We start from the raw sequence: 23,655 nt of genomic DNA, 5'->3' as shown, positions 1-23,655 counted from the left end.
GGCGGGACGATAGGGGTGGAGTTTAAATTCCGTGACGGAAACAGTAACGCGTTCGGTTCGCGTGGGCTTGATTGGCAGCGGCATCGGTGCCTCTCGCACTCCAGCCATGCATATGCATGAAGGGCGCATGAACGGCATCGACTACCGCTATGACCGGTTCGATCTTTCGATGCCGGGCGTGGGCGTTGAGGCTTTGCCGCAGCTGATGGATCAGGCGGAGAAAGACGGGTTTGCAGGGCTCAATATCACCTATCCCTGCAAACAGGCGGCGATCCAGTTTGTCGATGAATTGTCGTCCGATGCGGCGGCACTCGGCTCGATTAATACGGTGACGTTCAAAAACGGTCGCAGAACCGGCTATAACACCGACTGGTGGGGCTTTTCGCAGGGCTTTCGGCGCGCTTTGCCTGATGCCCCGGTCGACAATGCAGTATTGATCGGTGCCGGTGGTGCGGGTGTTGCGGTTGCGCATGCATTGGCGACAATGGGCGCGCGAAGTGTGCAGGTTTTCGATCTGGATGCCGCCCGAACCGAAGCGCTGATTGCACAACTGGCACCAAGGCATGAGGCTTGCCGGTTTGTATCGGGCGGGGATATCGCCGCCGCGCTGGAAGCTGCCGATGGGCTGGCCCATGCCACGCCGACCGGAATGGCCAAGCACCCCGGCGTGCCTTTGGATACGGATCTGCTGACGCCACGGCATTGGGTGGCGGATATTGTTTATTTCCCGCTTCAGACGCAGCTTCTGGTCGAAGCGGCAAAACGCGGATGCAGCATCGTCAATGGCGGCGGCATGGCCGTGTTTCAGGCGGTCGGCGCGTTTGAATTGTTCACGGGTCTGACACCCAATGTCGATCGCATGATCGAGCATTTCAGTTCGCTCGGAGAGGGCGGCGGTATCTAACGAAACGGCCCGCATGAAGCGGGCCGTTTTTGTTTGCGTAACGCTTACTCCGCTGGCTCCAGCTGCGGCATCGCATCGGTGATGGCGGGGGTGCCAGCCAATGCGGCGGCAAGCTTGTCCTGATCCAGCTCGTTTTCCCAGCGCGCAACAACGATGGTGGCGACTGCATTGCCAACGAGATTGGTCAGGGCGCGGCATTCCGACATGAAACGGTCGATGCCGAGGATGAGCGCCATACCGGCCACAGGCACAGCCGGGACGACCGACAAGGTCGCGGCCAGCGTGATGAAGCCCGCGCCGGTGATGCCAGCGGCACCCTTGGAGCTGAGCATGGCCACCAGCAGGAGCAGAATCTGGTCGCTCAACGACAGCGGAATATCTGTCGCCTGCGCGATGAAGAGGGCAGCAAGCGTCATATAGATATTGGTGCCATCCAGATTGAACGAATAGCCGGTGGGAATGACGAGGCCGACAACCGAGCGTTTGCAACCCGCCTTTTCCATCTTGTTCATCAGGGCTGGCAGAGCCGCTTCCGACGAGGAGGTGCCCAGCACGAGCAGCAACTCTTCCTTGATGTAACGGATCAGAGCGAGAATGGAGAAGCCGTTATAGCGCGCCACCGCACCCAGAACGACGAGCACAAAAAGCAGCGAGGTGAGGTAGAAAGTGCCGATCAGCATGGCGAGATTGGCGATGGAACCAATGCCATATTTGCCGATGGTGAAGGCCATCGCGCCGAAAGCGCCGATGGGTGCGGCTTTCATTAGAATCGATACCAGCTTGAAAACCGGGGCGGTCAGAACATGCAGAAAGTCGGTGACCGGCTTGCCGCGGTCGCCCACAAGCGCAAGCGAAATACCGAACAGGACCGAGAAGAACAGCACCTGCAGAATGTCACCTTCCGCAAAAGCGCCGACAATCGTTGTCGGGATGATGTTGCTGAGGAAGCCGGTAATGCTCTGCTCATGCGCCTTGGTGGCGTAGTCGGCCACGGCCTTGGGGTCGAGAGAGGCTGGGTCGATATGCATGCCAGCGCCCGGCTGCACGACATTGGCCACGACGAGACCGATAATCAGCGCCAGCGTGGAGAAGGTGAGGAAGTAGATCATCGCCTTGCCAGCAACGCGCCCCACCTTCTTCATGTCGGTCATGCCAGCAATGCCGGTCGCGACCGTCAGGAAGATGACGGGCGCGATGATCATCTTCACCAGCTTGATGAAGGCGTCGCCCAGCGGCTTCAGCTGCGTGCCAAGCTCGGGATAGAAATGGCCGAGCGTGATACCGGCGGCAATCGCCACCAGTACCTGAAAATAGAGATGCTTATAAAGCGGGATGCGGCCGCGCGGTTCATCCGCCGTGCCAGTCGGAACTGCAATCATTGTGTCCTCCATTTGGCTCAGTCTGGATCGCGTCCAGCCTCCCGAGCCTTTTCAGTCCTGGATTTCAGCGGCGCTCAACCGCTGTTGGAGGTTCTAATTGCAATGTCCGTGCCAGTTTGTGAGCGCGTACTTATCCGATTGAAAACTATGGATATTACACCATGGGCAGGGGTAGCATTACTCAGTATTGTGCGAATTTTTACACATTCTTCTTTTCAATTTGTGCGAAATATCGCACATTGATTTGATGAACAAGTTGGTGTCCCCAATCATTGATGAAGCGGATCTGCGAGCCGCCAATCGCCGGGCCTGGGCTCTGTTTGCGCTCATCTGCGCCGTGTTCTTCGCGCTGGCATTCTGGCTGGTTGGCAACACGGCGCATGAGCGCGCCGTCGAGGACTTGAGCGAGCAGACGCGCATTGATGCCAATCTGAATACAGCGCTGCTGCGCGCTGTTCTCGACAAGCAACGCGCCCTGTCGCTTGTGCTTTCAAAGGATCGGGAGCTGGCGTCGGCACTTCTGGACAAGACGGTGGCGACGATAGACCCCGCAAACCGAAAGCTGGAGACGCTCGCGGAGGGCACGCAGGCGGCGGTGATCTATCTGGTGGGGATGGACGGGATCGCGATTGCGGCCAGCAACTGGCGCGAGCGGGACAGCTTTGTCGGCAATGATTACAAGTTCCGGCCCTATTTTCGGGATGCCCTGACCAATGGCGGCGACGAATATTTTGCGCTTGGCAATGTGAGCTTTCGCCCCGGCCTTTATATCTCGCGGCGCGTCGATGGGTCTTCGGGCCCGCTCGGCGTCATCGTCGTCAAACTGGAATTCGACGATCTGGAGCAGGACTGGCGCAATGCGGGCCGTCCGACTTTCGTGACCGACGAACGCAATATCGCGCTGATAACCAGCCTTCCGTCGTGGCGCTTCATGACCATAGGTCGCATCGGTCAGGAACAATCCCAATCTATTCGTGATAGTCTGCAATTCGGCGATGTGCCGCTGCAACCCTTGCCGCTGTCCATGAAGGCGGTGGGTGAGGGCGATGTGCTTTTGATGAATGCACAGATGCCCGGTGAGGGGCGCAGCACGCAGTTTCTGGCTATTCATTCCACGGTGCCGTCCACGCCCTGGCAGATGTACAGCATGGCGCCGACAAAGCCGCAGATTCCAGGCGCGGTGCGCGAGGCGCGGCTGATTGCCTTCATCATTCTGGCGGCCACTGCGACCATCGCCGGGATGTTGTTGCGCAGGCGGCAGAAGGTGGTGGCGCGCATCGCAGCGGCAGCGCGCACGCAACAGGAACTGGAGCAACGCGTAGAAGAACGCACCCGCGATCTCAGTCTTGCGCGAGACCGACTGGAAGCTGAAATCAGCGACCACCATCGCACGGAGTCCATGTTGCAGGGCGTGCAGCAGGATCTCGTCCACGCTAACCGTCTCGCCATTATGGGGCAAGTGGCGGCGGGTGTTGCGCATGAGATCAATCAGCCGGTCGCGACGATAAGGGCCTATGCGGACAATGCGAAGACGTTCATCGAACGAAAGCGGCTGGAGGCCGCAACCGAGAATCTCGATGAAATCGCCGCGCTGACCGATCGTATCGGCACTATCACCGGCGACCTGAAGGCCCTTGCCCGCAAGGGGCGTTCACCTTCGGAGCCGACACCGCTCAGTCAGGTTATATCGGGCGCGCTTGTGCTGCTGCGCAGCCGTTTTTCCGGTCGGATGGATCAGCTTGATATCGAATTGCCACCGCCCGATCTGCACGTTGTCGGACATTCGCTTCGGCTGGAACAGGTGCTCATCAATCTGTTCCAGAACGCGCTGGAGGCGGTGGAAGTCAAAGGCAATGACGGACGCATCGAAGTGCGCGCAACAGAACAGCGCGAGACGGTGCTGGTCACCGTGTCCGATAACGGACCGGGCATGCCGCAGCATATTCGCGACAACCTGTTTTCGCCCTTCAATACATCGAAGGAAAAGGGCCTCGGCCTTGGTCTGGTGATCGTCAAGGAAATCGTCACCGATTATGGCGGAACCATATCTGCGGAAAGCAGTGCCGACGGCACAGTCTTCCGCGTCGAATTGAGAAAAGCATGATGAACCATCCTCACTCCGTTATCCTCGTTGATGACGACAAGGCATTGCGCCGCGCCACCCGGCAGACACTGGAGCTTGCCGGTTTTTCCGTCGCCGATTATGGCAGTGCCGTGGACGCGCTGGCCGATGTGACGGCGGATTTTGACGGCGTGATCGTATCCGACGTGCGGATGCCGCAGATTGATGGACTGGAATTCTTCACGCGCATCAAGGCCATCGATCCCGATCTGCCTGTGATCCTCATCACAGGCCATGGCGATATTCCGATGGCGGTTCAGGCCATTCAGGATGGCGCCTATGATTTTATAGCCAAGCCTTTTGCGGCGGACCGTCTGGTGCACAGCATTCGACGCGCCGGTGAAAAGCGCCAGCTTGTGCTTGAAAACCGCGCCTTGCGCGCCGCTGCAATCGACGCCGAAGGCGATCTGCCGCTGATCGGCCAGACGTCCGTGATGGAAAACCTGCGCCGCACACTGCGCGATATTGCGGATACAGACGTGGATGTGCTGGTGGCGGGCGAAACCGGCAGCGGCAAGGAGGTCGTGGCACAACTGCTGCACAATTGGAGCCGCCGTCGCAAAGGCAATTTCGTTGCGCTCAATTGCGGCGCGCTGCCGGAAACTGTGATTGAAAGCGAATTGTTCGGCCATGAGGCGGGTGCCTTCACCGGCGCGCAGAAAAAGCGGCTGGGACGCATCGAACATGCAAGCGGCGGCACGCTGTTTCTCGACGAGATTGAAAGCATGCCAGCCGCAACGCAGGTAAAACTGCTGCGCGTGCTGGAAATGCGGGAGATTACCCCGCTCGGTACCAATGAAATCCGCCCGGTCGATTTGCGCGTGGTGGCTGCCGCGAAGATCGATCTCGGCGATCCGGCGCAGCGCGGCGATTTTCGTGAAGACCTTTACTATCGGCTCAATGTTGTGACGCTATCGATACCGCCGCTGCGGGAGCGCCGCGAGGACATTCCGCTGCTTTTTGCGCATTTTTTGACGCGCGCGGCAAAGCGCTTCAATCGCGATGTACCGGTGGTTGACGCCGCCACGCATCGCCATCTGATGAGCCATGTCTGGCCGGGCAATGTGCGTGAACTGGCGCATTTTGCTGACCGGGTGGCGCTTGGCGTCTCATCTTCCAATGGCGTGGGCCGTTCCGTGGCGGATGATCAGGAACCTTTGCCGAAACGTCTGGAGCGTTATGAAGAAACGCTGATCCGCGAAACGCTTGCCGCTCATAGCGGCAATGTGCAGGAAACGATCAAGGCGCTCGGCATTCCGCGCAAGACCTTTTACGACAAGATGCAACGTCATGGCATCACCCGCGCTGATTATCGAGCCAATGACTGACGTTAGAACGCGTTTCGATCTGATTGTATCAGATCGGCACTCTAACTGTTTGTTTTAACACACATCTTATCCGAAAACCGTTTCATCCTTTCGGGATGTGCTCTAAAATGAAGGAGAGCGGGTTCCTCCCCAAGAACCCGCTCTCCAGATGCATCGCCCCCCGCTTCGGTGCGATGCTTGTTTTGTCGGCCTAACTATTAGCTGTCTATATTTTTCTTGCAAGCAAAACGTTACACAGTTTTGCGGGAATTGCCGCCGGTCAATTCTTGCCGGACAAGGCGCTTTCCAGAAGCTTCAGCGCGCCTTCCTTGGTAAGCTCAATCGGGTTGCCGCCAGCCGTCGGATCAACGATTGCCATCTCCGCAATCAGGTCCTTGCGGGCGCTGTCCATCTCCAGTCCCTTGATGAATTCCGGCAATGTGTCCGGCACGCCGAGGTCCTTGCGCAGTTTCATGATGGCAGCGACGAAGCCGTCGAAACCGCCCTTTATGCCGAGATAATCCGCAAGGCGTTCAATCCGCTTTTCGATAGCGGCGCGGTTGTGATGCAGCACATAGGGCATGAAAACGGCGTTGGTCATGCCGTGATGGGTGTCGTAGAGCGCGCCAATCGGGTGCGACAGCGAATGGATCGCGCCGAGCCCTTTCTGAAAAGCGGTTGCGCCCATCGCGGCTGCGGCCATCATATTGGCGCGGGCTTCGATGTCGTTGCCGTTGGCATAGGCCCGGGGCAGATTTTCGAACACAAGGCGGATACCTTCGAGAGCGATGCCATCCGCCATCGGGTGAAAGCCCGGCGCGCAATAAGCTTCAAGACAATGTGCCAGTGCATCCATGCCGGTGCCGGCAGTGATGAAAGGCGGCATGCCGGTGGAAAGTTCGGGATCAGCAATGACCGTGACCGGGAGCATTTTCGGGTGGAAAATGACCTTTTTCGTGTGCGTCGCTTCATTAGTCAACACGCCCGCGCGGCCCACTTCCGAGCCGGTTCCAGCGGTGGTTGGCACGGCAATCACCGGCGCGATGGCGTTGCTGTCGGCGCGGGTCCACCAGTCGCCAATATCCTCAAAATCCCAGACCGGGCGCGTCTGGCCCGCCTGAAAGGCGATCAGCTTGCCAAGGTCGAGCGCAGAACCGCCACCAAAGGCGATGACGCCATCATGTTTGCCGTCCTGAAAAACCTTGACGCCCGCATAGAGATTGCTTTCGACCGGGTTAGGCTTCACATCGGAAAAGACGCCATATTGCACACCTGCCGCATCGAGAACGGCCAGCGTGGAAGCAACCACGGGAAGTTTCGCGAGACCCGGATCTGTGACGAAAAGCGGGCGCGCGATACCTGCCGCCTTCAGAACAGCAGGCAGTTCCTTGATGCGCCCCGGCCCGAAAAGAACGGTGGTCGGGAAGTTCCATTTAGCGGTCAGTGTCGTCATATCGATAGCTTTCAAAGTAGGGCAGAACAGGGATCAGATCAGATTTTTTCACGCAGGTGGAAGGATTTAGGCCGGGTCAGATTGCCGTATCCGATGGGCGAAAGGGAAGCGCCTTTGCCGGTATCCTTAACGCCGGTCCAGACAAGGCCCGGATCGAGATAGTCGCAGCGATTCATGAAAACAGTGCCGGTCTCGATGCGGTCGCCGAGCGTTGCCGCGCGGTCCGTGTCCGTCGTCCATAGCGAAGCGGTGAGGCCATAAATGCTGTCATTCATCAAAGCGAGCGCTTCCTGATCGTTGCGTACCTTCATGATGCCGACGATGGGGCCGAAACTTTCCTCGCGCATGGCGCTCATCTGGTGATCGACATAGGTGAGTACTTCCGGCGCGATATAGGGTGAGCCGGCGACGTCATTTTCAACTTTCATGTTCACATGCGCCTTGGCACCCTTGCGCAGCGCTTCGGCCTTCTGCTCGCGGATAAGATCAGCAAAACGCGCCTGCGCCATGGGGCCGAGCGTTGTACCAGCGTCCAGCGGGTTGCCGACGACATATTGGCGGGTCAGATCGATGAAACCGTCCACGAAACGATCATAGACATCTTCATGCACATAGATGCGCTCGATGCCGCAGCAGCACTGGCCCGAATTGAAGAAGGCACCGTCCACCAGATTGGCGACCGCATGATCGAGATTGACGTCCGGCAGGACATAGGCCGGGTCTTTGCCGCCAAGCTCCAGCCCCATGGTCATGAAGGTGCCTGCGGCAGCCTTTTCAATCGCCCGTCCGCCGCCGACCGACCCCGTGAAATTCACATGATCGACCGTGCCGGAAGCCAGCAGTTTTTCGGTGGAGGCATGATCCAGAACCACATTCTGGAAAACACCCTTGGGAAGCCCCGCCTTCTCAAAGGCTTGGGCGAAGCGCTCGCCCGCCAGAAGCGTCTGCGTCGCATGTTTCAGGATGACGCTATTGCCCGCCATCAGGGCTGGGATGATGGTGTTGACGGCAGTAAGATACGGATAGTTCCACGGCGCGATCACCAGCACGACGCCAAGCGGCACATGTTTGACATAGCGGCGGAAACCGTCCTTTGGCGCGGGGAGATAAGGTTCCAGCGCTTCCGCGGCAATATCGATCATATACTGACCGCGCTCCTGCACGCCGCCATTTTCGCCGCCATAGCGAGTCGGGCGACCCATCTGCCAGGCAATCTCCGGCACGATTTCGTCCTGCATGGCGGCAAGCGCTGCAAGCGCGGCACGGCAATAGCGCGCCCGCTCCGCAATGCTCAGTTCAGCCCAGGCGGCTTGTGCCGTTCGCGCCGCCGCAACGGTGGACTGAATGGCGGCTTCGCTCAAAAAAGGGCGCTCGGCATAGACCGAACCGTCGATAGGCGAGATGGTTTTCGCAGTGCCGCTCATTGGGCAGGTCCTTCATAGCTCATTCTGGATATCCATGGACGGTCAGTAGCGCTCGAAACCGCGATGCAATTCCCAATCGGTGACGCGGCGGTCATATTCGATCTGCTCCCAATGGGCGGTGTGGACATAATGGCTGACCACCTCCTCACCGAGTGCTTCCTTCAGGAAAGACGAGTTCTTAAGCGCAAGCGCTGCTTCGCGCAGCGTGTAGGGAATTTCCTTCAGCTTCACCGCGCCATAGGCATCGCCGACAAAAGGTTCTTCCAGTTCAAGCTTCTCATCGATCCCTTGAAGACCAGCAGCGATCAATGCCGCAAAGGCGAGATAAGGATTGAGATCGGCCCCGCCGATGCGGCACTCGATGCGAATGCCCTTGGTGCCTGCACCACAAAGCCGGAAACCTGCGGTGCGGTTGTCCTCGCTCCACATGATCTTGGTGGGCGCGAATGTGCCCGCCTGAAAGCGCTTGTAGGAATTGATGTAGGGTGCGAGGAAATAGGTGTAGTCGGTTGCATATTTCAGCTGTCCGGCCACCCATGACCGCATCAGCGGAGTCATCGTATGTGGCGCCTTCGGGTCGAAGAACAGCGATTCCTTGCCGTCAGCGCTCCAGATCGAATTGTGCACATGGCTGGAACTGCCAGCCTTGCTGTAATCATACTTCGCCATGAAGGTGATGCATTTGCCATGCTGCTCGGCAATGTCCTTCATCGCCGTTTTCATGATCACATGCCGGTCAGCCATTTCCAGCGCTTCGGCATAGCGCACATTCAGCTCTTCCTGACCCGGACCCCATTCGCCTTTCGAATTCTCAACCGGAATTCCGGCTGCGGCTAGTTGATTGCGCATGGCGCGCAGGACCGGTTCTTCCTTGGTGGTGAGGTGGATCACATAGTCCTGCACATAGGGCGAGGCCGTTTCCATGGCCTGCCAGTGCTTGTTGCGGGCGGTCTTGTAGGTCTCGTCGAAGAGATAGAATTCCAGCTCGGAGGCAAAATAAGCGCGATAGCCGCGCTCTTGCAGGCGGGTGAGCTGCTTCTTCAAAATAGCGCGCGGCGAATGGGCGAGATCGTCATGGTGATGGTCCTGCACGTCGCAAAGAACGAGGGCGGTCTTTTCCAGCCATGGCGCAAGCCGGATGGTGGAAAGATCGGGTTTCATGACGAAGTCGCCATAACCCTTGTCCCAACCGGCGGCTTCATAGCCGGGCACCGGTTCCATGTCGATATCGTCGGCGAGGAGATAGTTGCAGCCATGCGTTTCGTCATAGGCGGATTCCACGAAGAACGGCGCATAGAAACGCTTGCCGATCAGGCGTCCCTGCATATCCACGATGCAGGCCAGAATGGTGTCGATCTCTCCGGCGGAAACGGCTGTTTTCAGCGCGTCGAAAGTCAATTGTCCGGCCATTTATATGCCTGCTCCTCAAAGCATGAAAGGATAGACCGGGATCGGAGACTTTCCCGTAAGCCTCCGATCCCTCGCTGGTTCGTTATGTTCACCGTTCAGGCGTAGCGATACGGCGCTCCGGCATTGCGCATGGTTTCCTGATATTTCTTCAGAATGGCCACGACCTTGGCGTTGCGCTCGCTCTGCTTGGAAATGTCGTCCCAGAACTCCTGCGCCGCATCTTCGATCTGCTTCCATTCCGATTCCGGAATGGTGGTCAGTTCCAGCTTGCCGCCGGTGGTGCGGTAATGCGCTTCGCCCCACCAGTACCAATGCTGACGGTAATAGTGCGAGGAATCCATCGCCAGCTTGAAGAGCGCTTTCAGGTGTTCCGGTACGGCATCCCACTTTTCGGTGTTGGCGAAATAGGAACCGGCCCATGCGCCGTTAATATTGTTGGTGAGGTAGTACTTGTTGATATCCGCCCAGCCAACGGTATAGGCCTCGGTCGCGCCGCACCAGGCCACGCCGTCGAGTTCGCCGGTCTGGATGGCGACTTCAATATCTTCCCATGGCAGCGTGACAGGCACCACGCCGAACTTGGTCAGGAAGCGACCGCCTGTCGGGAAGGTGAAGACGCGAAGGCCCTGCAAATCGGCAACGCTGCGGATCGGTTTTGTGGTGACGAAGTTGCAGGGGTCCCACGAACCGGCGCTCAGCCAGGTGACGCCGGGAATTTCCTTATAGGCTTCTTCCCAGATTTCGTTCAGCCCGTACCAGTTGAAGAGTGTCGGCACGTCGAGGCTATAGCGCGAAGCGAAGGGGAAATAAGCGCCGAACACCGCGACATCGACGGGCGATGCCATGGAATCGTCATCGCTTTGCGCGGCATCGATGGTGCCCGACTGCACGGCGCGGAAAAGTTCGCTCTGCGAAACCAGCTGGTCGGCGGTGTAAAGTTCAATTGTCATTTCGCCGTTCGCCGCCTTGTTGAAGGCGTCAATCGACGGCTTGATGACATGTTCGGCCAGTGCCGGGCCTGCATAAGTCTGCAATCGCCACTTGATCGGGCTTTGTGCTTTGACATAGGGCGTCGCAAGTGTGCTGGCACCCAATGCTCCAACCGTCGTCAGTCCGGCCTTCTTGAGAAAGTCACGTTTATTAAGCTTGTTATTCTCGCTCATGCCCATTCTCCCGTTTGTTTGAAGTTCACCCTTTCACATGAGCCGGGCCGGTCCATTCGGACTCTTGTCACCGGATTATTCGTATTTCCTCCATCGTTTCTCATCGCCCGGTATACCAGTTCGGCAGCCATAGCGCGATTTGCGGGAAAATCATCAAGATGATGATCGTCAGCACCATAAGGAAGAAGAACGGCACGATGGATTTGTAGATGTCGATCAGCGTGATTTCCTTGGGTGCCAGCGCTCGCATCATGAAGAGATTGTACCCGAAAGGCGGCGTGATATACGCAATCTGGCAGGTGATCGTGTACAGAATGCCGAACCAGATCGCATTGAAGCCGAGGCTCTTGACCAGCGGAATATAGAGCGGCGCCACGATAACCAGCATGGCCGTATCATCCAAAAACATGCCGAGCAGAATGAACGACAGCAGCATCAGGATGAGAATGGTCCACGGCGACAGATCGAATGTGCCAAGAAGGATCTTCTCGATTGCCTTGACGGCGCCCAAACCGTCATAAACCGACGAAAAGCACAGCGCGCCGAGAATGATCCAGAGGAACATGCAGGTGACGGTCAGGCTGTTGCGGGACGTCGTTTCCCACACCTGCTTGTTAAGACGCCCGGTGAACAGCGCCGCCAATGTGGCGAGCAAAGCGCCGACCGCCGCACTTTCCACCAGGCTGGTGACGCCCGTCAGAAACAGGCCCATCATCGCGCCGAAGACGACGAGCGGCAGCAGACCGGCGCGCAACACGGAAAAGCGTTCTCTCCAGCTGAATTTCTCCAGCTCTTCTTTTGGCAGGGCTGGTCCAAGTTCCGGGTTCAGGCGGCAGCGTATATAGATATAGATCGCGAAAAGTGCCGCCATCAACAGGCCGGGGCCGATGCCAGCCAGCCAGAGTTGCAGCACCGGCTGGCGAGCGATCATCGCATAAAGCACCAGCACGACGCTGGGCGGAATGAGAATGCCGAGCGAACTGCCTGCCTGTATGACGCCGGTGACCATGACCTTGTTGTAGCCACGCTTGAGAAGCTCCGGCAGCGCCACGGTCGCCCCAATGGCCATGCCTGCAACGCTGAGGCCGTTCATGCAGGAGATGATGACCATCAATCCGATGGTGCCGAGCGCCAGACCGCCGCGTATGCCGCCGAACCAGACATGGAACATGCGATAAAGATTGCTCGCAATGCCGGATTCCGACAGCATATAGCCCATGAACACGAAGAACGGCACGGTGATCAGCGGATACCAGTTCAGGACCGCGAAGGTCGCGTTGAACGGCATTTCAAACGAGCCTTTGCCCCAAAGGAGCAGGGCCGCTAGCGATCCGACAAAGCCGATGACGCCGAAAACCCGCTGACCGGTCATCAGCAGCGCCATCATTGTGGCGAACATGAAAAGTGTTATGAGTTCAGAGCTCATATATGATGGCCCTCCTCAATGGCCGGACCGGCAAGCGTGTCGATGGGCTGGCCGCGCAGCGATGCCCAGTCCTTGAAAAAGTTGGAAAGGCATTGCAGCAGCAGGAGCAAAATGCCGGTCGTCATGATGAGCTTGATCGGCCAGAGCGGAGGCGCCCAGGCGGTATAATTCTTCTGCCCATAGACGATGGCGTAATTCGTGGAAGAAATGCCGCCCATCACCATGACGCCGAGATAAAACACGATGAACAGAATGGTGATCAGGTCGGTCAGCGTCTTTTTGCGCGGGGGCAGACGGTCGAAAAAGAGGTCCATGCGGACATGCGCGCCCTGTTGCATCGCATAGGCGCCGCCGAGCAGATAATAGGCCGACAGCAGAAACTGCGACATTTCAAGGACCCAGTTGACGGGCACGCCGAAAGCAACCCGCGAGAAGGTGGAATAGAGAAGGCAAGCCGCCAGCACGAAAAGCAGATACATCGAAAAGCGCCCGACACGATAATTCAGCGCATCCACATATTTGACGAAAAGCCTGATCGGCTTGGGCATTTCCCTCTCCTTCAGTTCTTCGTTCCGTTCGGTTGCGCTGCGGGGCAAAGCGTCTCGCCAATCCGGCTGAATATCGGCGCCAGCCGCTCGGCCCATGCTCTTTGAGCCTTTGCATCGGCGATTTCGTTATTGCGGATTTCGATCATGGCGCAGGGCGCATTGCGCGGGCGCGCATGGCGCTCCAGCGTGTAATAGACGCGGTCGGACGGCGCATAAGGCTCGTTGACGCCGACATTGAGCGTTTGGTCCTGCTTGAGTGCGGCAATCAGCGGCGCTGCAACCCGGTCATCCGCATCGTGGATGATGCCGACATGCCATGGGCGCGATATGGCGCGATAGACCGGCGTGAACGAATGGATCGTGACCATCCATGACGGAAAGCCGCGTGCGGCGCGCGCCGCAATAAGCTGTTCGATCCGGGCATGAAACGGGCGATGCGACAGGTCGATGCGCGCGGTGCGCTCCAGCGAGTTCAGCTCGTGATTGCCGGGAATGACCGTCATTTCGCTGATTTCGGGGATCAGGTCCGGCGCATCAAGCGGGCGATTGCAATCGATCAGCAGGCGCGACAGACACGACTCTACGAGCGGCGCATCAAGCGCGGCGCTGAGATGTCGGGCAACCTCCACCGCTCCGGGATCCCAGGCGATGTGGGCACGAAGGGCATCCTCCCCCAGCCCCAGGCCGTCGAAACCGTCCGGCACATGGTTGGAGGCGTGTTCGCAAACGAAAAGCCAGGGACTTGACCCTGTTTCGTTGACGACAAAAACCGGCTCATGCGAAGCCGGGCGTTTCTCTCGCTCGTCCGCCATTTTGTTTGTTCCCCGCGCTGTAACTTATGTTACGTTTTTTAAAATTATGCGCTATTGCGGATTATTTGATACGTCGTATGATAATTTGTCAAACACAATTTTGCCCGAATTGAATTGGGCATCGGGATGGAAAATATCGTGCCGGAAAGCGCCCCGGAAAACACCAGCGTTGCCGAACGCATTAATGAACGGATCGATACGATGCCTGCCGGCGAACGGGCCGCAGCGCAGACTTTGATCGCCAATTATCCGATACTCGGATTGAAGACGGTGGCGGAATTTTCAGCGCAGGCGGGCGTCAGCTCGCCGACGATCCTGCGCTTTGTAAATCGGCTCGGTTTCCAGAATTATCCCGAGTTTCAGGCGCATCTGCAAAACGAACTTGCGGCGCAATTACAATCGCCGCACCACCGCAATGAAAATCCGGACAAAGCCCCCGATACGGCCTATCCGGCGGTAGAGCACACACAGGAAAATATCCGCGAGACATTCCGGCATCTTGGCGCCAGACAGTTGCAGCAGGCGGTGGCCGCACTGTCGAATGCCAAGGGCAATATTTATCTGATCGGGGGCCGGTTCACCGATCCCATCGCGCAATATATGACGGCGCATATGACGATCATCCGCCCGCAAGTGTTTCATCTCGGCGGTCAGGAAAGTGTCTGGCGCGACCGGTTGCTGGATATGGGAAAACGCGATGTGCTCGTCGTTTTCGACATTCGCCGGTATCAGGACAGCCTGTTGGGGCTGGCGGAAAAAGCACGGGCGCGGGGTGTCGAGGTTATTCTTGTCACCGACCAGTGGTTGTCGCCGATTGCCCGCGTTGCGCGCCATGTTCTGGCGGGTCGCACGGCGGTGCCCTCTGCCTGGGATTCGTCGGCGGCCCTGTTCGTGCTGGCCGAAACGCTTATCCGCGAAATGACGCGCATGCTGGAAAAGGATAGCGCCGCGCGCATCGCGGAACTTGAAGGGCTGCGATAATTACTCCAGCCCGCATGCGCGCAGAAACAGCGCCGAGACTTCCTTTTCGATGCGCTCGAAATCCAGCGGAACGTCCTCGCCCACTTCCATCATGCTACGCACCTGCGTTTCAAAATCGGCATAATGCTGCGTCACGGCCCAGATATGCATCTGGAACAACAGCGGATCGACTGGCTTGATGCGCCCGTCATCCACCCATGACTGGATCAGTTTGACCGCGCTGTGGGTGGCTGCGACATGCTTGTTCCAGTGGCGGCTGAGATAGGGCGCACCATTGGCGATTTCGGTGGTGAAAAGCCTCGATGCCTTGGGGTTCTTCTGGCTATAAGCGAGCTTGGCCCGGATATATTGGCGGATCACCTTGGCCGGGTCATCCTCGGCGCTGGCATCGAGGAAAATATCTTCCCACTGGTCGAGGATGAAGACGATGATGTCTTCGTAGAGCTCTTCCTTGCTGGAAATATAATAATGCAGCTGAGGCTTGGTCAGTCCGGCACGGTGCGCAATGCCTTGGGTCGATGCGCCGACCAGACCCTTTTCCGCGAATTCGTCAATCGCGGCAGTGCGGATCGCGCCGAGAATGCGCCGCCGGCGGTCGAGAACCTTGTCTCGCCCGGTCGGCTCGATATCGTCATTCTCGTCGTCGATAGCCATGTCTCTAACCGTGGTCGGGAGGGAAAGCCGCCGGGCATTCAAACAGGCGGGCGGCTTTCGGTTTTCGTCGGGGGCTTACTGGCCCAGTTGCTTCTTGATGTCGAGACCTGCGCCCTTGTTGACGAAGGCGTCGGTTGCAACCTTGCTCATGTCGAGTTCTTCGCCGCTGACGATGCCGGACTTGCGCGCCAGCTCGTAGAACGACTTGACGCGGCTCATGTCGATGGCGCCAATGCCCTTGGTCAGCGTGTCGCCGCTGTCGATGAGCTGCAGTTCCTTGAGATTGGCCAGTTCGGCGTCGAGCGTTTCCTTGCTCATATCCGCATTGTCCTTGAGGATCATCTCATAGGCCTTGCTGTGGTCGCCATACATGAAGTTGACCCAGCCTTCGATCGAAGCCGTCACAAAACGCTGCACGAGGTCGGGGTTTTTGTCGACCAGTTCCTGACGCGTCTCAATGGTGTTTGCGTAGGTATTGTAGCCCTGATCGGCGAGCAGGAACGTTTTGACCTTTGCGCCTTCCTTGGCCGCGTAAAGCGGTTCGGCGGTCGCATAGGCCTGTTGCACGGTCTTCTTGTCGCCGAGGAACTGGGCGAGGCTATAGCCATAGGGACGCAGCTGTTCGTCCTTGAAACCAAATTCCTTCACCAGCCAGGGCCAGAACGAGAACTGGCCGTCCTTGGAGATCAGGATCGTCGGTGCGTTCACCAGATCCTTGAAATCCTTGTATTCGCCGTCATGCGCCATCAGGGCCTGCGGGTCCTTCTGATAGAAGGCAGCCACAACCGTGGTCGGAACGCCATTTGCGACATTGTTGAAGGACAAAAGCAGGTTGCCGGTGAGCAGGAAGTCGAGGCGGCCTGCGGCCAGCATCGGACGGTTGTTGACCTGCGGTCCGCCCATCTCGATCTTCACGTCGAGGCCGTATTTTTCATAAGTGCCATCGGCGAGCGCCTGATAAAAGCCGCCATGACCGGCCTGCGCCAGCCAGTTGGTGCCAAGCGTCACCTTGTCTAGCGCAAAGGCCATCTGCGCCGAAAGGCCAAGCGAGAAAGCGGCGACTGCCGCAAAGAGTGCTTTTTTCATTGGTTTCGTTCCCCTGTTATCAGTTCGAAAGTGCCATATCGGCCGTCCAGCCGCGTGTTTTACCGGGATTGAGCAGACCATAAGGGTCGGCCAGTTTCTTGAACTCGATCTGCACGCTGTCGATCTCCTTCATGCCGCCATCCTCGATGGTATAGGCATGGGGATCGTAGATGTCGCAACCGTCAACCTGTTCCAGCTCGCCGATGAGCTTATACATCGCGTCGCGGTCCTCGAAGCGCACCAGTGGCAGGCCGAAAATCTGTACTTCGCCTTCAAGGCGCGCCATTTCATGGTGCATATATTGCGTGTCGCCATAACGCTCGATCTGGCGATTGACCAATGCCGGGTCGAAGGGGCGCGGATAGGCGACCTGAAGATAGGTCCAGCCCGGTTCCGCCTTCAGCGCCTGAAGCGTGGTGTGGTTCCAGCCGCATTCATAGGCAGGCTGAAGGCCAGCCTTGTGCAGCTCGTCCAGCGTCATGGAGAACGATACCTGACCGTTGAACTCTGTGGCGAGCTCTGCGAACCGCTCGCGTTCTTCCGGCGCGATCATGGCGAAAACGGCATCCTTGTCGGATGGGAAAAGGTCGCCGAACTTGGTGTAGAAGCGCGCGAAGCGACGATCCACGGTGGTCAGAAGATAGCAATCCAGATTTTCTTCCAGCGCCTTGAGGCAGAAGTTCAGCGTTGCTTCATAGCTGTCGAAGAGCGCTGCGGTATGGATCCAGTCGGTCGCCTTGGTCAGCCCGATTTCCAGCTCCAGAATGATGCCGTTGGTGCCATAGGCGTGCTGCACCTTGTGGATGTCGCGACCCATCAACTCGATGATTTTCGGCTCCGGCTCGACGGTCAGAACCTTGACCGAATAGACATTGCCGTCATCGCGCAACATGCCATGGCGCAGTGATCCGATGCCGCCCGAACCGCCCGAGAAGAAGCCGCCAATGGTGGCGATGCGGCGGGTGGACGGATACATGAGAAGTTCCTGTCCGGTTTCGCGCACGGCGTCGTCAAGACGCGAAATGCGTGCGCCGCCTTCGACGCGCACCTTGCCCGGCTCGATGGCGATGATACGGTCGATCTTGGTCATGTCGAGGATGATGCCGCCTTCAAGCGGAACGCACTGGCCGTAATTGCCGGTGCCGCCGCCGCGAACCGTGATCGGAATGCGCAGTTTCGCAGCTGCCGCCGCCACGCGGCGCACTTCGTCCTGATCCTTCGGAATGACGACGAGGTCGCCGACATAATGGCCGATATCTTCGGTCAGGATCGGGCTGTACCAGAAGTAATCGCGGGAGCGCAGCTCGACCTGCTTGGGGTCGTCATAGATGCGGATGCCGTCGATTTCGGCGCGGAATGCGGCCCAGTCATAGATGCGCTGCGGGGCGACAGAATTCATGGGTTTCTCCCGTAAACATGGTCCGAGGCAACGCCGTCGCGCCAGACACGGCGGAGGGCTTGCGGACGGCTGATGAGATCATTGAGGTCTTCGGCATCGTGCCAGATGAAATTGGCGGCACCGCCTGCGGACAGCGCCTGCACGCGCTCGCTCCTGATCAGGCGCGCGGGCAGGGTGGTGATGCTGTCGAGCCATTCTTCCGGCTCCAGATGGCAGACAGGTGCCGCAAGGCGCAGGATCGCGAGCGGATCATAGTCGCCATAGGGGTAAAAGGCATCGCGTACATTGTCGGAGCCAAGCATGGTTTCCACACCGGCCAGACGCGCTTCTTTCAGCGGGGCCACACCACGAAGACGCGGCGATTTTCCGCCGATCCGGTCTTGCAGATAGAGATTGGTGGTGGGTAGCGAGACAAGCGCGACACCTGCTTGCGCGGCGGCATCCAGAATACGCGTGAGTTCATCCACTGTTCGCAGCGAAAGCGAGCAGGCATGGCCGCACAAAACGCGGCCCGCCATATGATGCCGTGCGCTCGCATTGACAATCAGCGAAAATCCGTCCGCTTCAACATCCAGACCTTCATCAACATGAAAGTCGAGATCGAGATCGTTTTCGACAGCGAGACGGAACATTTCCTCTATCTTGGCTGCAAGATCGGCATTGCGATAGAAAAACGCGCCAAACACACCGCCATCGGCCTTCACGTGGGTCGCAATGTCACTGCCTGCTTCCAGAACCAGATCGCCGTGAACAAGGGCCGCAAGTTGAAGATCAATGCGGCCTTTCCATTCCTGTCGCAATTCGTTGAGAACAGGCCAGGCGGTCGGAACTTCCGGGCTGGTCCAATCCACATGGCTGCGAATAGCGCCGACGCCCTGCGCAAAAGCCGCCTCAAGGCCGCGCGTGGCGCGGGTGCGGATGTCTTCGGCGTTCCAGTTCTGGCGGTCGGTGTTCATCAGGTCGATGGCATCGAACAGGCACTCGACCTTCGTGTCGCCATTCTGCGCGATGCGCTGGATGGTGAACGTCTTGTCGAGATGCACATGCACATCGGCCAAAAGCGGCGTGACGCACCCGCCGCCTGTCGCCTGCGATGGCGTGATCGCGGCAATGCGTCCATGCTCGACGATGATGTCGTGGCGGCCCGGACGACCGGCTATAGTGGCGCCTCTTAGCATTAGCGGTCTCTGCGAATTTCGCTTTCGTGCCAGCGTCCGAGGACAAGGCGCGACAGCCAGCTGGTGATCAGGAAGATCACGATACCCAGCAGCGAAACGAGGAAAAGTGCCGCAAACATGCGCGGGATTTCATTACGGAAGCTCGATTCCAGAATACGCGAGGCAAGGCCGGTGCTCTGGCCTGCGGTGCCTGCGACGAATTCAGCCACCACGGCGCCGATCAGCGACAGGCCACCGGCGATTTTCAGGGCCGCCATGAAATAGGGCAGCGCGCTCGGGGCCAGCAGATAGCGCAGGCGCTGCCACGGCGAGGCGCGATAAAGCTTGAACAGATCGCGCAGATTGTGGTCGGCGCTGCGCAGTCCGATCACCGTATTGGACAGAATCGGGAAGAAAGCGACAATCCACGCGCAGATAAGCAGGGCCGAGAAAGTATCGCGCACATAGATCAGGATCAGCGGCGCGATGGCGATGACCGGCGTCACCTGAAGGATGACGGCGAAGGGGAAGAACGCCATTTCGATCGGACGCGACAGCGCAAACACCATGCCGAGCAAAACGCCGCCAATGATGGCGCAGGCCAGCGAGATAAGCGTCAGCTTGACGGTGAACCACATGGAGGCCATCAGCGACGGGCCGTCCTTGAAAAGCGTTTCAGCAATCAGTGACGGGGCCGGGATCAGGTAATGCGGCACTTCATAGAAGCGCACCAGACCTTCCCAGATGCCGAGCGCGATGATGATCGCCAGCGTCGGCATGAGAATGCGCAGCGTGCGTTCGCGTCGTGCGAGACGATCCTGTTCGGAATTGAGGACTGGCAGTTCGTTTTGCATCTGGTTCATTTGCATGTCCTCAGTGATCGATATCTTCAGAGGAAAGCGTCGCGGTCAGCGTATCGGAAACCTTGGCGCAATATTTCGCGTAAGAATCCGTGGTGCGGTAGTTTTCGGCCCGCGGATAAGTGCCGATGATGGGAATGTCCGCGACGACACGACCCGGACGCGCCGCCATCACGATCACGCGGTTGGAGAGATAGACCGACTCATAGACGCTGTGGGTGACGAAGATCACGGTCAGTCCGTGTTCCTGCCACAGCCGCAACACGTCATTATTGAGCTTGAAGCGCGTCATCTCGTCGAGCGCCGCAAAAGGCTCGTCCATCAAAAGCAGGCGCGGGCGCGTCACCAATGCGCGCGCAATGGAAACGCGCATTTTCATGCCGCCCGAAAGCTCACGCGGAAAGGCATTGGCAAAACGCGACAGGCCAACCTGCGTCAGCACTTCTTCAATGCGGGGCTTGGCTTCCTTGCGCGAAACGCCGGAAAGCCGCAGCGGCAGATAGACATTGTCGTAGACGCTAGCCCAGGGCATCAGCGTCGGTTCCTGAAACACAAAGCCGATATCCTGTGCGCCGGAAGGACCCTTGCCGGGTGCATGACCATTGACGCGAATTTCGCCAGCCGAGACCGATTCCAGTCCGGCGATCATGCGCAGCGCCGTGCTCTTGCCGCAGCCCGAAGGCCCAAGAAAGCTGACGAACTGGCCTTGCTCGATCTTGAGCGACATGTCGTTCACGGCCATGACGCCGGTGCCGTACTGCTTGTAGACGCCGTTGATGTCGATCAGTGGTGACTGGTTCTGCGAGTTGGGGGCCACGCTCATCGTCCTTACCAAGCGGGATTTTTGTCGAGCCAGGAGAGCGGCGCGCGCTCAATCTCGCCCAGCGCTTCAATCAGCCGGTCGGCAGCAAAATCGATGGTCTTGCGACCCTTTTCAGCGGTAGCAATAGATGCATTGCCTGCTGCGCCATAGGCATTGATATCCTGCATCTGCCATGCGGGCTTGGCGCCGCCGCCAAGGCTGATGTGTTTGTATTCGTCGGCGAAAACTTCGGTCAGCGTCCGGAAATCCTGCGCCTTTTCCATCACCACCAGATCGGGATGCATTTCCAGCATCACCGATGTTTCCATGTCGCCAGCATGAATGCCATGCTTCAGGTCATGCTCGCTGTAAACGCCATCGGGCATGCCAAGGCCGAACCAGTTGAGGCAGAAGACCATCATATTGTGCTGCACGCGCAATTCGCGGGCGACAATGTCCATCACCGGAATATTGCCGCCATGGCTGTTGAACAGCACCATCTTGCGCACGCCGCTTGCCGCCACGCAGGTGCCGATCTCGCACCACATGCGGATGACAGTTTCGACTGAAAAGGTCAGCGTGCCGGGATAGCGCTTGTGTTCATTGCTCTTGGCAATGGCCTGTGTCGGCAGGAACAGAACATTGCTTGTATCGGGCAAGCGTTTGATCAGTTCCGCCACCATGCCATCCGCGACGGCGGCATCCACGCACATCGGCAGATGCGGTCCGTGCTGCTCGATTGCGCCAACAGGCAACACCGCCACGAGCTTGTCGCGCTCAAGGCGCGAAAACGCCTCGCTCGTGTAATCGGACCAATATCGTTTCAAGGTGGCGCTCCAAATTTTGTCTTGAAGCAGCAACCTTACTAAACAATCTGACCGATTGGTCAAACTAAATGTTTAAAAATTGCGAGCCGCGTGCAATTAAGATGTGAATCCGTGGTAGATGCGCCACGCGACAGACCAGCACATGACTATGATGCGCGGAAATTTCCGGAGGTCCTATGGACGAGAGATGCATTATTATTGGCGCGGGCCATGCGGGCTCGCAGGCCGCAATCAGCCTTCGTCAGGAAGGCTATGCCGGAGACATCGTGCTCATCAACGATGAGACGGATATTCCCTATCATAAGCCGCCGCTTTCCAAATCCTATCTCAAGGCACCGGAGCATGGCGGCCTGGTGCTGCGTCCGGAAAGCGCCTATCGCGACAATAATATCGAGATGTTGTTCGGGCATCGGGTCGAAGGCGTATCGCTGACCGACCGCACGGTGACCCTTGATGACGGTCGCGTGCTGCACTGGTCTGATCTGGTCTTTGCAACCGGTGCCCGCGCGCGCGTTCCCGACATGCCGGGCGTCGATCTTGACGGTGTCGTCACGCTGCGCCGGATGGAAGATGCGCGCCGCATTGCTGGCCTCATGCCCACCATCAGCAATGTCGTGATCATCGGCGGCGGCTTCATCGGGCTTGAAATGGCACATAGCGCGATGGCGCTCGGCAAGAACACCGTGTTGATCGAGGCCGCGCCGCGTGTTCTTGGCCGCTCGGTCGCGACACAAATCTCTGCACATGTCGAAACGCGCAGCCGCGCCGCGGGAATTACGCTGCACACCGGGCTTGGTGTGATGGCAATCGAAGGCGAAAACGGTCGCGTGACCGGTGTAAAGGCAGCAGATGGGACCGTGTTCCCGGCGGATATGGTTGTTATCGGCACCGGCGCGCTGCCCAATGTCGAACTCGCTGCCGCAGCCGGACTCGTCACCGACAATGGCATTGTCGTGGATGAAAAGATGCGCACATCAGCGGATCATGTCTACGCCATCGGCGATTGCGTGAGCTACGACCATTTTCATGCCGGTCGGCGTGTGCGGCTGGAATCGGTGCAGAACGCGACCGATCAGGCCAAGCATGTGGCGCGCAGCATTGTCGGGCGCGCCACGCCGTTCCGCGAAGTAGCGTGGTTCTGGTCTGATCAGGGCGACATGAAGCTCCAGACGGCAGGCCTGTCATTTGAAGCAGACCGTCATATTCTGTCAGGCAATCCCGATGATAATGCCTTTTCGATCTTCCATTTTGCCGGTGACAGGCTGGTGGCGGTTGATTCCATCAATCGCCCGGCCGACCACATGATCGCCCGCCGCCTGCTGGCGGCCGGGATAACTCCCACGGAAGCCGACATTGCAGCGGGTGCGCCGCGCCTGAAGGAACTTCTGGCCAGCGCCCCCAAATCATAAGGATCGTTCGATGAGCACTTTGCAACATTTGCTGCCTGCCGACATGGCGGCACCCTTCGCCGCCTATAGTCATGGCGTGAAGGTGCAAGCCGGTGCCGAACTGGTGTTCTGCTCCGGCCAGCTCGGTATCGCGCCGGATGGAAGCGTGCCCGAAGATGCGGCCGCGCAAGCCGAGCTTTGCTTCGAGAATATCCGTCGCATTTTGCGCGATGGCGGCATGGATCTTTCCAATGTCGTGCGCATCAACGCCTATGTGACGGATCGCGCCTATATGCGCCCCTATATGGACGTGCGCGACAGGCTGTTTCCGCAGCCAGCGCCCGCCTCGACGCTGATGATCGTTTCCGGCTTTACCCGCGAGGAATTCAAGGTCGAAATCGAAGTCGTCGCCGCAAGTTGATCTCTCGCGCGCATCCCGAAAACCGCTTCGCGCTTTTTGGGATGCGCTTTCGAACTTTACGCGTGACAAGAAGGCGTATCGCCTTTGCATGAAATGGGTGGTAGGTGTGCGAGACTCCTACACTCCCTTCAG

The 23,655-nt window shown here is 58.3% G+C and carries 21 protein-coding genes; 6 read left to right on the top strand and 15 right to left on the bottom strand.

Annotated elements, in window-relative coordinates:
• The first annotated feature begins 31 nt into the window (after window positions 1-31).
• Window positions 32-904, top strand: coding sequence for a shikimate dehydrogenase (locus FIC94_RS03450; RefSeq protein WP_140023926.1), 873 nt, complete (start codon window positions 32-34; stop codon window positions 902-904).
• 44 nt (window positions 905-948) lie between these two features.
• Here FIC94_RS03450 and FIC94_RS03445 read toward each other — a convergent pair whose 3' ends face one another.
• On the bottom strand, window positions 949-2,283 hold the full coding sequence (locus tag FIC94_RS03445) for a dicarboxylate/amino acid:cation symporter (RefSeq protein WP_109367167.1): 1,335 nt from the start codon (window positions 2,281-2,283) through the stop codon (window positions 949-951).
• Window positions 2,284-2,530: 247 nt separating this feature from the next.
• Here FIC94_RS03445 and FIC94_RS03440 point away from each other — a divergent pair, with 247 nt between their 5' ends.
• Together FIC94_RS03440 and FIC94_RS03435 are read left to right on the top strand one after the other, a co-directional pair.
• Window positions 2,531-4,387, top strand: a complete 1,857-nt coding sequence (locus tag FIC94_RS03440; protein ID WP_140023925.1) for a sensor histidine kinase — start codon at window positions 2,531-2,533, stop codon at window positions 4,385-4,387.
• A complete protein-coding gene (locus tag FIC94_RS03435; RefSeq protein ID WP_140024037.1) occupies window positions 4,387-5,733 on the top strand; it encodes a sigma-54-dependent transcriptional regulator in 1,347 nt (448 codons plus the stop codon). Before FIC94_RS03440 ends, FIC94_RS03435 begins: the two co-directional genes overlap by 1 nt.
• Window positions 5,734-5,992: 259 nt before the next feature.
• Here the strand turns inward: FIC94_RS03435 and FIC94_RS03430 are convergent, their stop codons facing one another.
• The 7 genes from FIC94_RS03430 to FIC94_RS03400 all read right to left on the bottom strand — a co-directional run bounded on the left by FIC94_RS03430 (window position 5,993) and on the right by FIC94_RS03400 (window position 13,948).
• The gene (locus tag FIC94_RS03430) at window positions 5,993-7,165 is read right to left on the bottom strand and encodes an iron-containing alcohol dehydrogenase (protein ID WP_109367968.1); all 1,173 of its coding nucleotides are present in this window, start codon (window positions 7,163-7,165) and stop codon (window positions 5,993-5,995) included.
• A gap of 38 nt (window positions 7,166-7,203) precedes the next feature.
• The gene (locus FIC94_RS03425) at window positions 7,204-8,589 is read right to left on the bottom strand and encodes an aldehyde dehydrogenase family protein (protein ID WP_140023924.1); all 1,386 of its coding nucleotides are present in this window, start codon (window positions 8,587-8,589) and stop codon (window positions 7,204-7,206) included.
• Window positions 8,590-8,631: 42 nt separating this feature from the next.
• Window positions 8,632-9,999 (bottom strand): glutamine synthetase family protein, encoded by a 1,368-nt coding sequence (locus FIC94_RS03420; protein WP_109367170.1) that lies wholly within the window; start codon window positions 9,997-9,999, stop codon window positions 8,632-8,634.
• 95 nt (window positions 10,000-10,094) lie between these two features.
• Window positions 10,095-11,162, bottom strand: a complete 1,068-nt coding sequence (locus FIC94_RS03415) for a TRAP transporter substrate-binding protein (protein WP_140023923.1) — start codon at window positions 11,160-11,162, stop codon at window positions 10,095-10,097.
• A gap of 100 nt (window positions 11,163-11,262) precedes the next feature.
• Window positions 11,263-12,588, bottom strand: coding sequence for a TRAP transporter large permease (locus FIC94_RS03410; protein ID WP_140023922.1), 1,326 nt, complete (start codon window positions 12,586-12,588; stop codon window positions 11,263-11,265).
• Window positions 12,585-13,136, bottom strand: coding sequence for a TRAP transporter small permease subunit (locus FIC94_RS03405; protein ID WP_109367173.1), 552 nt, complete (start codon window positions 13,134-13,136; stop codon window positions 12,585-12,587). The genes FIC94_RS03410 and FIC94_RS03405 overlap by 4 nt, the downstream gene beginning before the upstream one ends.
• 11 nt (window positions 13,137-13,147) lie before the next feature.
• A complete protein-coding gene (locus FIC94_RS03400; RefSeq protein ID WP_140023921.1) occupies window positions 13,148-13,948 on the bottom strand; it encodes an N-formylglutamate amidohydrolase in 801 nt (266 codons plus the stop codon).
• Between the two features lie 201 nt (window positions 13,949-14,149).
• On the opposite strand from FIC94_RS03400, the gene FIC94_RS03395 reads away from it, so the two are divergent.
• Window positions 14,150-14,929, top strand: coding sequence for a MurR/RpiR family transcriptional regulator (locus FIC94_RS03395; RefSeq protein ID WP_371830816.1), 780 nt, complete (start codon window positions 14,150-14,152; stop codon window positions 14,927-14,929).
• Here FIC94_RS03395 and FIC94_RS03390 read toward each other — a convergent pair whose 3' ends face one another.
• The 7 genes from FIC94_RS03390 to FIC94_RS03360 all read right to left on the bottom strand — a co-directional run bounded on the left by FIC94_RS03390 (window position 14,930) and on the right by FIC94_RS03360 (window position 21,714).
• Window positions 14,930-15,583 carry a TetR family transcriptional regulator C-terminal domain-containing protein gene (locus FIC94_RS03390; RefSeq protein WP_121538219.1) on the bottom strand — a complete coding sequence of 218 codons (654 nt, stop codon included), beginning with the start codon at window positions 15,581-15,583 and terminating at the stop codon, window positions 14,930-14,932. It lies immediately after the preceding gene.
• A gap of 75 nt (window positions 15,584-15,658) precedes the next feature.
• Window positions 15,659-16,669 carry an ABC transporter substrate-binding protein gene (locus tag FIC94_RS03385; RefSeq protein ID WP_140023920.1) on the bottom strand — a complete coding sequence of 337 codons (1,011 nt, stop codon included), beginning with the start codon at window positions 16,667-16,669 and terminating at the stop codon, window positions 15,659-15,661.
• A 19-nt stretch (window positions 16,670-16,688) separates the two neighbouring features.
• Window positions 16,689-18,068 (bottom strand): FAD-binding oxidoreductase, encoded by a 1,380-nt coding sequence (locus FIC94_RS03380; protein ID WP_140023919.1) that lies wholly within the window; start codon window positions 18,066-18,068, stop codon window positions 16,689-16,691.
• Window positions 18,065-19,246 carry an amidohydrolase family protein gene (locus tag FIC94_RS03375; RefSeq protein ID WP_140023918.1) on the bottom strand — a complete coding sequence of 394 codons (1,182 nt, stop codon included), beginning with the start codon at window positions 19,244-19,246 and terminating at the stop codon, window positions 18,065-18,067. Before FIC94_RS03375 ends, FIC94_RS03380 begins: the two co-directional genes overlap by 4 nt.
• A complete protein-coding gene (locus tag FIC94_RS03370) occupies window positions 19,246-20,088 on the bottom strand; it encodes an ABC transporter permease (RefSeq protein ID WP_171058738.1) in 843 nt (280 codons plus the stop codon). The genes FIC94_RS03375 and FIC94_RS03370 overlap by 1 nt, the downstream gene beginning before the upstream one ends.
• A gap of 10 nt (window positions 20,089-20,098) precedes the next feature.
• The gene (locus FIC94_RS03365) at window positions 20,099-20,908 is read right to left on the bottom strand and encodes an ABC transporter ATP-binding protein (protein WP_109367179.1); all 810 of its coding nucleotides are present in this window, start codon (window positions 20,906-20,908) and stop codon (window positions 20,099-20,101) included.
• A gap of 5 nt (window positions 20,909-20,913) precedes the next feature.
• Window positions 20,914-21,714, bottom strand: coding sequence for a creatininase family protein (locus tag FIC94_RS03360; protein ID WP_140023917.1), 801 nt, complete (start codon window positions 21,712-21,714; stop codon window positions 20,914-20,916).
• Between the two features lie 176 nt (window positions 21,715-21,890).
• Between FIC94_RS03360 and FIC94_RS03355 the strand changes: the two genes are divergently transcribed.
• Together FIC94_RS03355 and FIC94_RS03350 are read left to right on the top strand one after the other, a co-directional pair.
• Window positions 21,891-23,123, top strand: a complete 1,233-nt coding sequence (locus FIC94_RS03355) for an NAD(P)/FAD-dependent oxidoreductase (protein ID WP_140023916.1) — start codon at window positions 21,891-21,893, stop codon at window positions 23,121-23,123.
• Window positions 23,124-23,133: 10 nt separating this feature from the next.
• Window positions 23,134-23,523, top strand: coding sequence for a RidA family protein (locus FIC94_RS03350; RefSeq protein WP_109367182.1), 390 nt, complete (start codon window positions 23,134-23,136; stop codon window positions 23,521-23,523).
• Window positions 23,524-23,655: the final 132 nt, after the last annotated feature.

This window comes from Ochrobactrum teleogrylli, from assembly GCF_006376685.1.
Lineage (GTDB): Bacteria > Pseudomonadota > Alphaproteobacteria > Rhizobiales > Rhizobiaceae > Brucella > Brucella teleogrylli.
The sequence above is the reverse complement of the archived record's forward strand: the minus strand, read 5'-3'. Positions and strand labels throughout refer to the sequence as shown.